This is a genomic window from Pseudomonas sp. NBRC 111131 (assembly GCF_001320525.1).
Taxonomy (GTDB): domain Bacteria; phylum Pseudomonadota; class Gammaproteobacteria; order Pseudomonadales; family Pseudomonadaceae; genus Aquipseudomonas; species Aquipseudomonas ceruminis.
In genome coordinates this window covers 50469-64874 of record NZ_BCBH01000004.1, presented here as the reverse complement: position 1 = coordinate 64874, position 14406 = coordinate 50469, and the positions used below count along the sequence as shown (strand labels likewise).

At 64.4% G+C, this 14406-nt stretch carries 11 protein-coding genes; all 11 read right to left on the bottom strand.

The genetic code is table 11. The features are described 5' to 3' along the window. Positions 1-17: 17 nt before the first annotated feature. Complete coding sequence (locus APH34_RS05470; protein WP_054900169.1) at positions 18-2789, bottom strand: hybrid sensor histidine kinase/response regulator; 2772 nt, start codon at positions 2787-2789, stop codon at positions 18-20. A 135-nt stretch (positions 2790-2924) separates the two neighbouring features. Next, positions 2925-4220, bottom strand: a complete 1296-nt coding sequence (gene purD, locus APH34_RS05465; RefSeq protein WP_054900168.1) for a phosphoribosylamine--glycine ligase — start codon at positions 4218-4220, stop codon at positions 2925-2927. Positions 4221-4319: 99 nt separating this feature from the next. Beyond that, on the bottom strand, positions 4320-5927 hold the full coding sequence (gene purH, locus APH34_RS05460) for a bifunctional phosphoribosylaminoimidazolecarboxamide formyltransferase/IMP cyclohydrolase (protein ID WP_054900167.1): 1608 nt from the start codon (positions 5925-5927) through the stop codon (positions 4320-4322). Between the two features lie 81 nt (positions 5928-6008). Next, positions 6009-6329 carry a DNA-binding transcriptional regulator Fis gene (gene fis / locus APH34_RS05455; protein ID WP_008093076.1) on the bottom strand — a complete coding sequence of 107 codons (321 nt, stop codon included), beginning with the start codon at positions 6327-6329 and terminating at the stop codon, positions 6009-6011. Continuing rightward, the gene (gene dusB / locus APH34_RS05450; RefSeq protein WP_054900166.1) at positions 6326-7339 is read right to left on the bottom strand and encodes a tRNA dihydrouridine synthase DusB; all 1014 of its coding nucleotides are present in this window, start codon (positions 7337-7339) and stop codon (positions 6326-6328) included. The genes fis and dusB overlap by 4 nt, the downstream gene beginning before the upstream one ends. A gap of 206 nt (positions 7340-7545) precedes the next feature. Continuing rightward, a complete protein-coding gene (locus APH34_RS05445; RefSeq protein ID WP_054900165.1) occupies positions 7546-8874 on the bottom strand; it encodes a DUF3426 domain-containing protein in 1329 nt (442 codons plus the stop codon). 42 nt (positions 8875-8916) lie between these two features. Next, on the bottom strand, positions 8917-9795 hold the full coding sequence (gene prmA, locus APH34_RS05440; protein ID WP_054900164.1) for a 50S ribosomal protein L11 methyltransferase: 879 nt from the start codon (positions 9793-9795) through the stop codon (positions 8917-8919). A gap of 118 nt (positions 9796-9913) precedes the next feature. After that, a complete protein-coding gene (locus tag APH34_RS05435; protein WP_054900163.1) occupies positions 9914-11020 on the bottom strand; it encodes an acetoin dehydrogenase dihydrolipoyllysine-residue acetyltransferase subunit in 1107 nt (368 codons plus the stop codon). Further along, positions 11017-12039 carry an alpha-ketoacid dehydrogenase subunit beta gene (locus APH34_RS05430; RefSeq protein ID WP_054900162.1) on the bottom strand — a complete coding sequence of 341 codons (1023 nt, stop codon included), beginning with the start codon at positions 12037-12039 and terminating at the stop codon, positions 11017-11019. The genes APH34_RS05435 and APH34_RS05430 overlap by 4 nt, the downstream gene beginning before the upstream one ends. Before the next feature lie 32 nt (positions 12040-12071). Next, the gene (locus tag APH34_RS05425) at positions 12072-13049 is read right to left on the bottom strand and encodes a thiamine pyrophosphate-dependent dehydrogenase E1 component subunit alpha (RefSeq protein WP_054900161.1); all 978 of its coding nucleotides are present in this window, start codon (positions 13047-13049) and stop codon (positions 12072-12074) included. Beyond that, positions 13039-14127, bottom strand: coding sequence for an ATP-NAD kinase family protein (locus APH34_RS05420; RefSeq protein WP_054900160.1), 1089 nt, complete (start codon positions 14125-14127; stop codon positions 13039-13041). Before APH34_RS05420 ends, APH34_RS05425 begins: the two co-directional genes overlap by 11 nt. Between the last annotated feature and the right edge of the window lie 279 nt (positions 14128-14406).

Here is a 14406-nt window from a genome sequence, read left to right as displayed (position 1 = left end):
TGTAGAAGCGATATCCGCTACGAGGTATGCAGCGGATCCGCCTTGGCTTCTCGCTGGTTCGCCCAATACTGGATCAACTCGCGCAATTGCGACAGCTCAACCGGCTTGGCCATGTGCCCATCCATGCCGGCCAGCCGCGCACGCTCCTTATGCTCGGCAAGGATGTGCGCCGTCAACGCCACCACCGGCGTGCGCTGGCGTTGATTGGCGATTTCCCAGGCGCGCAGTTGCTCGGTGGCGGAGAAACCATCGAGCACCGGCATCTCGCAGTCCATCAATACCAAGTCATAGCGCCGGGCCTTCATGGCGTGCAGCGCTTCCTCACCGTTGCAGGCGGTGTCTGGCTCCAGGTTGAGCTTGCCCAGCATGCCGCGGATCACCTTGGTCGAAATGCTGTTGTCCTCGGCCACCAGCACGCGGAAATCGCCAGGCAGCTCGCGCACCGGCGGCACCCCTGGTTGGGGCATCGGCACGGTCTGTTCGCGGCCACGTTGGGCCAGTTCTTCGGCCAGGGTTGTCTTGAGGGTGTAGCCGGCCACTGGCTTGGCCAGAATGCGTTTGACTCCGGCATTGCGGGCGATAACTTTGCTCGGGGCATTGCTGATACCCGTAAGCATGACCACCAGGATGTCGTGGTTCAGGCTCGGATCTTCCTTGATCTTGGCCGCCAGTTGCATACCGGTCATCCCCGGCATGTTCTGGTCGAGCAGGACGGCATCGAAATAGTCGCGCAGGTGCGCCTTGGTCCGCAGCAGGGCAAGGGCTTCCTTCCCCGATGGCACCGCGCTGACGTTCATGCCCCAGGCACTGCACTGTTGCACCAGCACCTTGCGGCAGGTGTCGTTGTCATCCACTACCAGCACCCGGGCGTCGCGCAGTGGGCCGTCGAGGTCCGTCGGAGGTTGCTCCAGGCGCAATGGGTCGAGCGGCAAGGTCAGCCACAGGGTGTTGCCCATGCTGGTGCTGCTCTTGATCCCGAACTCACCCTGCATCAGGCCGATCAACTGCTTGGCGATGATCAAGCCCAGGTGGCCCCCCAGCTTGTTGCTCGACAGGAAGTGGTGGCTGTGCAGTTCTGCCTGCAGCAGGGCGTCGCGCTCGGCAGCGGGCAGGGGTTCGCCGCTGTCCTGCACGGCAATGCGCAGGCGGGGTACGTCGCCGCGTTGGTCCAATGCAACCACCAGCAGAATTTCGCCTTGGTCGGTGTTTTTCAAGGCGTTTTCCAGCAGGCTGGAGAGCGCCTGGCGCAGGCGTGTCGGGTCGCCGCTGATTACACGCGGGACCTGCGGCTGGGTAAAGCTGATCAGCTCGATGTTCTGCTGTTCGGCCTTCGCCCGGAAGATGTTCAGGCAGTCTTCGATCAGGGCGTTGAGGTCGAACTGCACGTCGTCCAGCTCGATCTGCCGCGACTCAAGCTTGGAAATGTCGAGAATTTCGTTGATCAGCGTCAGCAGTTCATTGCCGGCGCTGTGGATGGTCTGAACGTAGTCGCGTTGCTTGACCGACAAGGGGGTGCCGAGCAGCAATTCGGTCATGCCGAGCACGCCGTTCATGGGGGTGCGGATTTCGTGGCTGATCTTGGCCAGGAACTCGGCCTTGGCGTTGATTTCAGCATCGCTGGCCGCCAGTGCTCGGCTGGCGCTGAAGTGCTCTTCGTTCAAGCGCCGCAGGCGCTCGCTGACCGCCAGGTTCAGCAGCAGGCCGGTGACCACCGTCAAACCAAGCAGAATGCACAGCAGCCACGGTGTCGAGGTACGCGTCAAACCGAGCAATGCGGGCAGCAGTACCAGGCCGCCGAGGTTGAAGACCACCATGGCCAGGCAGAACAGCCGTGCTGGCCCATAGCCCTTGTACCAGTGGTAGCTGCTGACCAGCAGCATGCTTATGCTGCCCAGGGCGAGCAGCGCATAGGTCATCAGGTTCAGGGGCAAGGTATCGATGAACAGGAGTATCAGGCCGCTGACCGCGGCCACCAGCATTTCGCCCTGCAGCAGGCGGCTGAGCTGCGGCGAGTTGCGCGCAGAGAAGAAATGCTGAGTGAAATACAGCCCCGCAATGCTCGCCAGTACCAGGGTGAGGTAGGCAGCAGGGGTCTGCGCACTGTGCCACAGGTGCCACCACGGGCCGCTGAGGTTGAGCAGGATCAGGCTGCTGAGCAGCATCAGGCCATGGTACAGGGCAAGTACCAGCGTGGTGCTGGAGCGGGTGTACAGAAAGCGGATCAGGTTGTGCAGGATGAGCATCACCAGGCCGCCGAACAGCATGCCGAACAGCAGCGGCTGATTGTTGTTGGAGGCGGCTTCAGCCGCAGGCTCCAGGCTGATGGCCGGGCGCAGTTGATGCTCGGACACCAGCCGCAGGTAGATGTCCAGCGGTTGCTGGCTGTTGGGCAGGGGCAGAACGTGGTCGCTACCGCGCAGGGTAGGGCTGCCATTGCCGGGCTGACGCCCATGGTGCAACTGGCGCAGCAACCTGTCGCCGTCAAGGGCGAAGAGGTCCAGGCGTGAAAGGTCGGGGGCGAAGACGCGCAGCAGTTGCTCCTGCTCACCCGGCTCCAGGCGATAGTGCAGCCACAGGGCTTGTTCGGCAGGGGCGGCGTCAAGCTCCCTGAGAGTGGTCGGGCTGAACTGGCTGCGATAGCGATCGGAGCGCACGTCGCTCAACTGCAGGTTGGCCTGTTCATCGAGCAAAACGGACCAGCCACCGCCTTGTTCGGCCGAAGCCGGGAGCAGGCAGAGCAGGGTCAGCAAGCTGACGATCAGAGCTGTGGCAATCCGAAGCCGACGCACTACGAGATCCCTTCCTAGCTGAGGTGCCGGGCATTAACTATGCGCGGCGCGCCAAGTCGAAGGCAAGGCCCCGAAGGGGCCCTGTCGACGAGCCGATCACCGCAGGCCCAAGGCGCTGCGGCAATCCGGTAAAACTTACTGCTGGTGTTCACCGCGCTCACGGGCGATGGCCCGGTAGCCGATGTCGGTGCGGTAGAAGCTACCGTTCCAGGTGACCTCCCTGGCCAGGCGATAAGCCTGCTGCTGCGCATCGGCCACTGTGCTGCCCATGGCCGTGGCGCACAGTACACGGCCACCGTTGGTGACCACTTGGCCGTCCTTGAGCGAGGTACCGGCATGGAACACCTTGCCCTCAATTGTGGCCGCTGCTTCCAGGCCGCTGATCACGTCGCCCTTGGCGTAGTCGCCTGGGTATCCACCGGCAGCCAGTACCACGCCCAGGCTCGGGCGCGGGTCCCACTGTGCTTCTACCTTGTCCAGCGCCTTGGCGAACGCCGCTTCGATCAACAGTACCAGGCTCGACTCCAGGCGCAGCATGACTGGCTGGGTTTCCGGGTCGCCGAAGCGGCAGTTGAACTCGATGACCTTGGGGTTGCCCGCCTTGTCGATCATCAGGCCGGCATACAGGAAGCCGGTGTAGACGTTGCCTTCCTCGGCCATGCCGCGCACGGTCGGCCAGATCACCTGGTCCATCACGCGCTGGTGCACGTCGGCGGTGACCACCGGCGCAGGCGAGTAGGCACCCATGCCGCCCGTGTTCGGGCCGGTGTCCTGGTCGCCGACACGCTTGTGGTCCTGGCTGGTGGCCATTGGCAGCACGTTGTGGCCGTCGACCATGACGATGAAGCTGGCTTCCTCGCCGTCGAGGAACTCTTCGATCACCACGCGCGAACCGGCGTCGCCGAAGGCATTGCCGGCAAGCATGTCACGCACGGCGGCTTCGGCTTCTGCCAGGGTCATGGCGACGATCACGCCCTTGCCCGCAGCCAGGCCGTCGGCCTTGATCACGATCGGCGCGCCTTTTTCCTGCAGGTACGCCAGGGCAGGCTCGATCTCGGTGAAGTTCTGGTAGTCGGCAGTCGGGATCTTGTGGCGCGCCAAAAAATCCTTGGTGAAGGCCTTGGAGCCTTCCAGCTGGGCCGCGCCCTTGGTCGGGCCGAAGCAGTCCAGGCCACGGCTGCGGAACAGGTCGACCACGCCGATGACCAGCGGAGCCTCGGGGCCGACGATGGTCAGGTCGACGTTCTGTTCAGCGAAGTCGGCCAGTTGCTCCAGGGCGGTCACGTCGATGGCGACGTTCTCGCACTTGGCTTCAATGGCGGTGCCGGCGTTGCCCGGGGCGACGAAGACTTTTTCGACGCGTGGGTCCTGCGCGACTTTCCAGGCCAGGGCGTGTTCACGGCCGCCGCTGCCGATGATCAAAACTTTCATGTCAAAACCTCGAATTCTTTCGGACGCAAGGCAAAGCCTCACGCGGTACGAGGTCGCACTGAAGCAGCTGCCCGCTTCAGTGCGGCCGATTGCCGTAAATCAGTGGCGGAAGTGGCGCATGCCAGTAAAGACCATGGCGATACCGGCTTCATCAGCGGCAGCGATGACTTCAGCATCACGCATCGAACCACCAGGCTGGATCACCGCGCTGATACCCACTTTGGCCGCGTTGTCGATGCCATCACGGAACGGGAAGAACGCGTCCGACGCCATGACCGCACCCTGCACCTGCAGGCCAGCATGCTCGGCCTTGATGGCAGCAATGCGTGCGGAGTTGACACGGCTCATCTGGCCGGCGCCGACACCGATGGTCTGGCGCTGCTTGGCATAGACAATAGCGTTGGACTTGACGAACTTAGCCACTTTCCAGGCAAACACCAGGTCGTGGATTTCCTGCTCGGTCGGCGCACGCTTGGTGACGATTTTCAGGTCATCGGCGGTGATCATGCCGATATCGCGGCTTTGCACCAGCAGGCCGCCGTTGACCCGCTTGAAGTCCCAGCCGGCAGCGCGCTCGGCAGGCCACTCACCGCATTCCAGCAGGCGCACGTTCTGCTTGGCCGCCACCACGTCGCGGGCAGCCTGGGAGATTTTTGGGGCGATGATCACTTCGACGAACTGGCGGTCGACGATGGCCTTGGCGGTTTCGCCATCCAGCTCGCGGTTGAAGGCGATGATGCCGCCGAAGGCCGACTCGGTGTCGGTGGCGTAAGCCAGGTCGTAGGCCTTGCGGATGCCGCCTTCGTCTTCAGGCACCACGGCAACGCCGCAAGGGTTGGCGTGCTTGACGATGACGCAGGCCGGTTTTACGAAGCTCTTCACGCACTCCAGTGCGGCATCGGTGTCGGCCACGTTGTTGAACGACAGCTCTTTGCCTTGCAGCTGGACAGCGGTGGAGATGCTGGCTTCGCCTTTGTTGGCCTCGACGTAGAACGCGGCGCTCTGGTGCGGATTCTCGCCATAGCGCATTTCCTGGGCCTTGACGAACTGGCTATTGAAGGTGCGCGGGAACGCGCTGCGGTCTTCAGTGCTCAGGGTGTCCTTGGCCTGGTCGATGGTGCCCATGTAGTTGGCGATCATGCCGTCATAGGCGGCGGTGTGCTCGAAGGCCTTGAGCATCAGGTCGAAGCGCTGGGCGTAGGTCAGGCCACCGGCTTTGAGGCCTTCGAGGACGCTGGCATAGTCGCCGGCGTTGACCACGATGGCGACGTCCTTGTGGTTCTTGGCGGCCGAACGGACCATGGTCGGGCCGCCGATGTCGATGTTCTCGATGGCGGTCGGCAAGTCACAGCCAGGCTTGGCGATGGTGGCTTCGAACGGGTACAGGTTGACGGCGACCAGGTCGATCGGCTTGATGCCATGCTCGTTCATGATGGCGTCGTCGGTGCCGCGACGGCCAAGGATGCCACCGTGGATTTTCGGGTGCAGGGTCTTGACCCGGCCGTCCATCATTTCGGCGAAGCCTGTGTAATCGGCCACTTCCACCGCGTTCACACCGTTGTCCTTGAGCAGCTTGTAGGTGCCCCCGGTGGACAGGATCTCGACACCGAGCTGCTGCAGCTCACGAGCGAATTCGAGGATACCGGTCTTGTCGGAGACGCTGATCAGGGCGCGGCGGACTGGCAGGCGGGTAGTCTGGTCGGTCATTTCGGATTCCAATAACGCGGTGGAGTCAGCAAAAAAGGCGCCTCTGTTCAGGGAGCCGCCTTTTCTGGTTGGGATTCTGGCTTACAGCAAGTCGTACTGCTTGAGCTTCTTGCGCAGGGTGCCTCGGTTGAGCCCGAGCATCTCGCTGGCTTTGGTCTGGTTGCCCTTGACGTAATTCATCACGCTCTCGAGCAGGGGCGCCTCGACTTCGGAGAGCACCAGGTTGTACACGTCAGTGACGGTAGCGCCTTCCAGGTGTGCGAAGTAGTTGTGCAGCGCCTTCTCGACGCTGTCGCGAAGGGTCTGGCCTTCTTCGCTCGGCGTGTTGAGATGCTGTTTGAGGTTGGCGTTGTCGCTCACGGGCGTTGTTCCACTCACTAATGTCTCGGTCATCATCGTCATGCGGCCACCCCTTGTTCGTCCTCTGTCTCAAGGCTCTGTCGACGTTCGTCGAAATACGCACGAACGTTGGCGCACTGCGCTTGTGTGTCTTCCAAAGCGTTGAACCGGGAGCGAAACTCCTTGCCGCCGGGTCGTGTTGCCAGGTACCAGCCAACGTGCTTGCGGGCGATACGAACGCCCATCACATCGCCATAGAAGGCGTGCAGCGCGGCCAGGTGCTCCAGCAGGATACGTTCCACTTCGTCCAGCTGCGGGGCCGGCAAATGCGCGCCAGTCCCCAGGTAATGCTCGATCTCGCGAAAGATCCACGGCCGCCCCTGGGCAGCCCGGCCAATCAGCAGGCCGTCGACCCCGGTGGCATCCAGCACCGCCCGGGCCTTTTCTGGCGAAGTGATATCGCCGTTGGCAAAAACCGGGATTGACACCGCCTGCTTGATGGCAGCGATGGTGTCGTATTCGGCTTCGCCGGTGTACAGGTCGGCGCGTGTGCGGCCGTGCACCGCCAGCGCCTGGATGCCAGCCTGTTCGGCGATTTTCGCTACGTTCAGGCCGTTCTTGTTCGACCGGTCCCAACCGGTGCGGATCTTCAGGGTCACCGGGACGTCCACCGCGCCAACCACGGCGTGGAGGATCTCGCTGACCAGCGCTTCATCTCTCAATAAAGCAGAGCCTGCAGCTTTGTTGCAGACTTTTTTTGCCGGGCAGCCCATGTTGATATCGATGATCTGCGCGCCGGCCTCGACGTTGGCCCTGGCCGCTGCTGCCATCATCTGCGCATCGCCACCGGCGATCTGTACCGAACGGGGTTCGGGATCACCTTCGTGGATGCGGCGCAGGCTCGACTTGCGGCTGTTCCACAGGCTCATGTCGCTGCTGACCATCTCCGACACCACCATGCCGGCGCCCAGGCGCTGGCAAAGTGTACGGAAAGGCTGGTCCGTGACCCCGGCCATGGGCGCGAGGATCAGGTTGTTGCGTAGTGTATATGGGCCGATGCGTACCGCCGACATAGGTGTTCCCTGTTGTGGGGCCGAATCATTGGAGTCGAAAAAGGGTTGGCATGATACCCGCTCTCGGTGACCGGATAAAGATGGATTTGGATAAAATCTGAACAGTTGAGGGCTTATGCCTTTGCGCTTCAAGCAGCAAGCTTCCAGCGGCGAGAGGGAGCCGACCGATTGTCGGCTCGCTTGTCTCGTGGCTTGCAGCTGGCAGGTTATTCCGGGGAACGGAAGCTGAGGCTGTAGTTCACGGCCTTGGGCCCCGGGTCGAGGATGTCCAGGGCGATGTGAATCGGCGTCTGGCTAGGCATTTCACCGCGCCCGGCCAGCTCGCCGGACAGGTACTCGCTCGGCTTGAAGCGTCGGCTGGCGATGAGTTGGCCGTTGAGGTCGGCGAAGCGCAGCTCCAGCAGCGGGAATGGCTGGGCGAAAGAGGCGCGGTTGTAGATGATCGCGTCGACGATCAGCGCACCCTTGAAGTCCGGGTGGCTGCGCACCACCAGGTTGCTGCTCTTGATCCGGCCGATGTCCACGCGGGTGGGCACTTCGCAGCCAAGCATCGGGCACAGCTGCTGGAAGATCGGGCGATAGGTGTCATGACGGGCCATTTCGTCGAAATGGAACCATACGTACTGGAACGCCAGCAGGCCAGCGGCCAACAAGGTCAGGAAACCCCACAACAGGCGCTTGCCCCAGTTGGGTTGGGGCTTCTCCCAGCCCAGTTGCAGCGGGTCGTCGACCACATCGACCAGCGGCTCCTTGCGTGACGGGCGCTCGGCCCTGGTGGACAGCCCAGGTTCCAGGCGTTCGCCGGGCAGGGCGGGTGTGGGGGCGTGGTCGTGGGCCGACAGATGGACATCCGTTTCGTCGTCATCACGGGCGCTCAGGCCTTGTTCGTGAATGATTTCATCGTCGCCCGACAGGTGCTCATCCAGCCTGTCGAGGTCCGCGTGTGCGTCAGCCCGATGCCCCGGTAGCGGATCGTCCAGGTCAAGGTCCAGATTGCCGCCCAGGGTGGGCTCGGTACGGTCGCCCGGCGCCGGTTCAAGGTCCAGCGGCTCCTGGGCCAGCAACACCGGGGCCGGCTCGTGAACGGCCTGAGGTTCAAGGTGATCGTCGGTGGCGGTGCCAAACAGTTCGTCGCCATGAACGTCAGCGGCCGGCTCGTCGCGCCGGGCCTGCAGTGCATCTGGCGCAGCAGCGGGGCGTGCCTCGGCGGGCTTGCCGCGGCGCTCAAGGCGGGCCAGCTCCTGGTCCAGGTCGAGCTCATCCAGGGCCTGTGCGGTCGCTGCCCAGTCGTCCTGCGCGGCGGGTGGACGCACGCTGACCGCAGGTTCGGGTGCAGGGGCCGGCGCGACCACCGGGGTGGGCGGCACCACCGGCGTGGCGCCGGCGCGATTTTGCTCCAGCAGCTGTTTCGCCGCATTGAACACCTGCAGGCAGTGGCCGCAACGCACCACGCCGCGCGCCACGCTCAACTGGTGATGGGTGACGCGAAAGCTGGTCTGGCAATGCGGGCACTGGGTGACGAAACTGTCGGTCATGCGGCGATCCGGGGGCTGTGCAAAGAAGTATTCTAGGCCTGCTTAGCGGCGGCGACCACTGATGCGCACCCAGCCGTCGCGCACAACGATTGGGTCCAGCTCGAAGTCGGCGGCATACGCCGCGGCCACTTCTTCGCCCTGTTCGGCGAGGATGCCCGACAGGGCCAGCAGGCCACCGGGGCGAACCAGGCCAGACAACTGGGGTGCCAACGCGACCAACGGGCCTGCGAGGATGTTAGCGACCAGCACATCGGCTTGCAGGGTCGGCATGTGCTCGGGCAGGTACAGCGCCAGCAGCTCGTCGGCGATGCCATTGCGCTGGGCATTGTCCCGCGAGGCTTCCAGTGCCTGTACATCGATATCGGTACCCACGGCTTCACGCGCGCCGAGCAACAGCGCGGCGATGGCCAGGATGCCCGAGCCGCAGCCGAAGTCCAGCACCTGGGTGCCGTCGAGCTGTTGGCCGTCGAGCCATTCCAGGCACAGCGCGGTGGTGGGGTGGGTGCCGGTGCCGAAGGCCAGACCCGGGTCGAGCAGCAGGTTGACCGCGTCCTTTTCCGGCGCCTCGTGCCAACTTGGCACGATCCACAGACGCTGGCCGAAGCGCATTGGCTGGAAATTGTCCATCCAGCTGCGCTCCCAGTCCTGGTCCTCGATCACTTCGGCCTGGTGTTCGGGCAGTTCGGTGCCGGTCAGCAGGCGCAGGTGGGCGAAGACCTGCTCTGGGTCGGCGTCGGCTTCGAACAGCGCCAACAGATGCGTGTGCGACCACAACGGGGTGGTGTTGAGGTCAGGCTCGAAGATCGGCTGATCTTCGGCATCCATGAACGTGACCGAGACGGCACCGACTTCGAGCAGGGCGTCTTCGTAGGTTTCGGCTTGTTCCGGGCTGATGGCCAGGCGTACTTGCAGCCAAGGCATGGCGGGCACCTTTGGTAAATCGACAGGGGCAGCCCGAGGCTGCGCGAAGGCTGGCAGTTTACGCGAGTGCGGGGGTTTATGCATGACTAGAGGGGCCTGCTCAGCAGGCCCGCCGACCTCAGTGCAAACGTAGGAACTCCAGCACCTTCTGGTTCACCTGTTCCGCAGCCTCCATCTGCACCATGTGCCCTACACCGGGCACCACCAGCACTTCGGCCTCCACGCCCTCGGCATGCGCAGCTGGAATGATGGCATCCTCGGCGCCCCAGATCACCAGCGCCGGGTGTTGCCCGAGCACGCTGCGCAGGTCATGCCGCTGGCGATCACCCTCGGCAATGGCTGCTCCGAGCTGCTGAAGGGCCAGATCTACCCCCTCCAGGCGCTTGAACTTGAGCATGTCTTCAAGCAGTTGTCGGGTGACCAGCGCCGGGTCGGCGAACAACTGCACCATCTGCGGCTTGAGCGCATTGCGGTTGCTGGCCGCAACGAAACCTTGCAGGTACTGGCCATTGATCGCATCACCCAGGCCGGCACTGGCCACCAATGTCAGGCTTGCCACCCGCTGCGGTGCCAGGCGCGCCAGGTTGAGGCTCACCGCGCCGCCCATGGAGTGGCCGGCCAGGTGCGCCCGGGGAATGTCCAGGTGGTCGAGCAACGCCAGCACGGTTTCGCTCAGCTCGTCCAAGTCACCGCGCTGTAAGGCTTTGGCCGACTCGCCATGCCCTGGCAAATCAAGGGCGATGACCCGGCGCTCGGCAGCCAGCGCGGGGTGGTTGAACAGCCAGTTGTTCAGGTCGCCGCCAAAACCGTGCACCAGTACCAAGGGCGTGCCACCTTCACCCAGCTCGAACCAGCGCAGCAGCCGGCCTGCCACTTCGCCCTTCTGCGGCGCCGGCCCCTGGGCCTGGTCGGCGCCGCCTTCGGCCACGAACTCGGCCTGGAAGCGTTGCACCACCGCGTCGATCTCCGATTCCTCTGCCTGGCCTTCCACCACCACGGCCAACAGCGCACCGACGGGCAGGGTTTCGTCAGGCTTGGCCACCTGCCGGCGCAGCACGCCACTGAAGGGCGCCTCGACGCTGCTGCTGATCTTGTCGGTCTCGACGTCCAGCACTTCATCGCCCTTGTTGATCTCGTCGCCTTCCTGCTTGAGCCAGGTATCGACCCGGCCCTCGGTCATCGACAGGCCCCACTTGGGCATGGTCAGGGTATGGATCTGGCTCATGCGGCACTCCTTGCGGTTTCGATCACCTTGCGCACGGCGGCTTCGATCTTCGCCGCGTCAGGGATGTACAGGTCTTCCAGGGCGTCGGAGAACGGCACCGGAGTGTGCGGCGCGGTGACCATTTCGATGGGCCCCTTGAGTGCGCCGAACGCCTTTTGCGCCACCAGGGCGCTGATGTCCGTGGCCATCGAGCAGCGCGGGTTGGCTTCGTCGATTACCACCAGGCGGCCAGTCTTCTCGACGCTTTCAAGGATGCTGTCCTCGTCCAGTGGGCTGGTGGTGCGCAGGTCCAGCACTTCGCAGTCGATACCCTGGCGGGCCAGGTTGTTGGCGGCCTCCAGGGCCACGTGCACCATGCGTCCGTAAGTCACCAGGGTGATGTCGTCGCCGTCGCGCAGGTAGTTGGCTTCGCCAAAGGGCACGGTGTAGACCTCTTCCGGCACTTCGCCCTGCATGCTGTAAAGCAGCTTGTGCTCGCAGAAGATCACCGGGTCGTTGTCGCGGATCGCCTGGATCAACAGACCCTTGGCGTCGTAGGGCGACGATGGGCAGACCACCTTCAGGCCCGGGATGTGCGTCCACAGCGAGGTGAGCATCTGCGAGTGCTGCGCCGCCGCGCGCAGGCCCGCACCGTACATGGTGCGCATCACCAGCGGGGTGACGGCCTTGCCGCCGAACATGTAGCGAAACTTGGCCGCCTGGTTGAGGATCTGGTCCAGGCAGCAGCCAGCGAAGTCGACGAACATCAGTTCGCACACCGGGCGCAGGCCTTGGGTAGCGGCGCCCACGGCGGCGCCGACGTAACCGATTTCCGACAAGGGCGCATCGAGCACCCGGCCCGGGAACTGGTGGTACAGGCCCTTGGTCACCCCTAGCACGCCGCCCCAGGCATCGTCCTCACCTGGCGCACCCGCGCCACCGGCCACGTCCTCGCCAATGATGAACACGCTGCTGTCGCGGCGCATTTCCTGGGCCAGGGCTTCGTTGATGGCTTGCTGGTAACTGATTTTTCTAGCCATGGTCATTCTCCTGTTGTTCTTGTTGTCCGGGCTCAGGGGTAGCTGACATAAACGTCGGTGAGCAGATCGGCGGGCTGAGGCTTGGGATCGGACTTGGCCCGGCGCACGGCGTCTTCGATCATGTCCTCGACACGGGCATCGATGGCATCGAGCTGTGCGGCCTGCAGCAGGCCGGCGCGGGTGGTCTTGTTGCGGAACTGCAAGAGGCAGTCGCGGCTTTCGCGCAGGTTCTTCACTTCATCCGGGGCCCGGTAGGTTTGGGCATCGCCTTCGAAGTGGCCGTAATAACGGCTGAGCTTGACCTCGATCAGCGAAGGCCCTTGCCCGGAGCGCGCGCGCTCGATTGCGGCGCCAGCGGCCTCGTGCACGGCAAAGAAGTCGAAACCGTCGATGGTCACCCCGGGCATGCCGAAGCCGGCAGCGCGGTCGGCGATATGGTCGCAGGCGACCGACCAGGTCGAGGCAGTGGCTTCGGCGTAGCCATTGTTCTCGGCGACGAAGATGCAGGGCAGGTTCATGATCGAGGCCAGGTTCATTGCCTCGAATACCGCGCCTTCGTTGGAGGCGCCGTCACCAAAGAAGGCCACGGCCACATCGTCGCTACCCTTGATCTTGGCCGCGAGTGCGGCACCGGCCACCAGCGGCGCGCCGGCACCGACGATGCCATTGGCGCCGAGCATGCCTTTTTCCAGGTCGGCGATGTGCATCGAGCCGCCCTTGCCGCCGCACACACCGGTTTTCTTGCCGTAGATCTCGGCCATCATGCCGTACACGTCGACGCCTTTGGCGATGCAGTGGCCATGGCCGCGGTGGGTCGAGGCAATGCAGTCGCTGTCGCGCAGGTGCGCCATGACGCCGGCGGCGGAGGCCTCTTCGCCGGCATACAGGTGGACGAAGCCGGGGATCTCGCCGGTGGCGAACTCCACGTGCAGGCGTTCTTCGAATGCGCGAATGGTGCGCATCACTTCATAGGCGTGCAGCAATTGCGCTGAGCTGAGGTCAGTGGACATCTTGTTGTTCTCCAGGGTTGTCTCGAGACGGGGTTGCAGGGTGCAGCCGGTGGCCGCGCGGGACGGCCAGCAGGTGGTGGCGGGCGGCATGGGCCAGCACCGCTTCGACATCCACGGTCAGTGGGCCTTGGTGGTCGAGGGTGACGGTGGGGGTGTCGTGTTCGGCGAATTCGATCTCACGTTCGCCGTCCAGGGCCAAGGTGCCGGCGGCCAGGCTCAGGCGATGGGCCACGCCCGGGGTGAGCGTGCCACTGGCGGTGATGCCGCAGCCCTGCAACAGGCCCGGCGCCAGCGGTGCCAGCAGGGCCTGCTCGGCGCCGGGGTTTAACCGTACCCAGGCGCCATGCGGCTCATGGCGGGCCACGGGGCACCACAACCCGCACAAGGCGGACAGGCCAATGGCATGGGGTTCGGCAAAGCAGGCGAAGACTTCGCTGAGGTCCTCGCTGCGGCTCAGGGCGCGAGCGCCAATGAAGCGCTGCGGCGATACGGCGACTTCGACCAGGGCCCATTCGCACAACTGCTGCTGCGGCACGTTCACCAGCAGGCGTTTGTTGCGGCGCAGGCCGATGCTTGCCGGTACCTGGGCGCCGGCCACAAGGCCGCCGGCAAGGCCGGCACTGGTGGCTTCGCGCAGCTCCGGGAAGGCGTTGTTGGTACCGGTGGAGAGGGTCAGCAGGGGCACGTCCCCGGCCTCTGCGGCCACTGCCTTGTGGGTGCCATCACCCCCGAGCACGGCAATCATGGCAACACCCTGTGCCACCATCTGGCGCGCGGCCAGGCGGGTGTCGCTGGCGGTCTGGGTCAGGGGCAGGTCCAGCAGTTGCAAGGCTGGCCAGTGCTGGTCACGGGCCACGGGGCCCTGGCTGGCCTTGAGCACGGCGGCGGCGATGCCGGTCATGTCGGTGGGCAGCAGCACCTTGGCAACGCCCGTGGCACCGAACGCGGCGAGCAGGCGCTGGATCACCGAAGCTTTGTCGGTGCTCGAGTACAGCCCGGCGTTGGCCGTCAGGCGGCGCAGGTCGCGCCCAGAGGCAGGGTTGGCAATGATCCCGATGATCGGGGCAGGTTGCGGCATGGCGCACCTCGTTTTCTTGTTTGCCAGGTGTTCAGCAAGCGCGGTGCCAGGTTTCGATAAATCGCCTGAGGGCACTGTTGCAGAGCGGCTGCAGGCTGCGCCAGCGGGGCGGCGTAGCGTGGCGGGCGAGACGCCGGGTGCCAGCAGCGGGTTGCCCTGGCCGAGACCCTGAGACGCTGCGTCTCAAGCCAACCGGTAATCACACAGCGCTTGTCGGGGCTTGCCGGCAGGCGCTTAATGGCCGCACAACGACAAGAACAAACAGGAACCGGAGGCCTC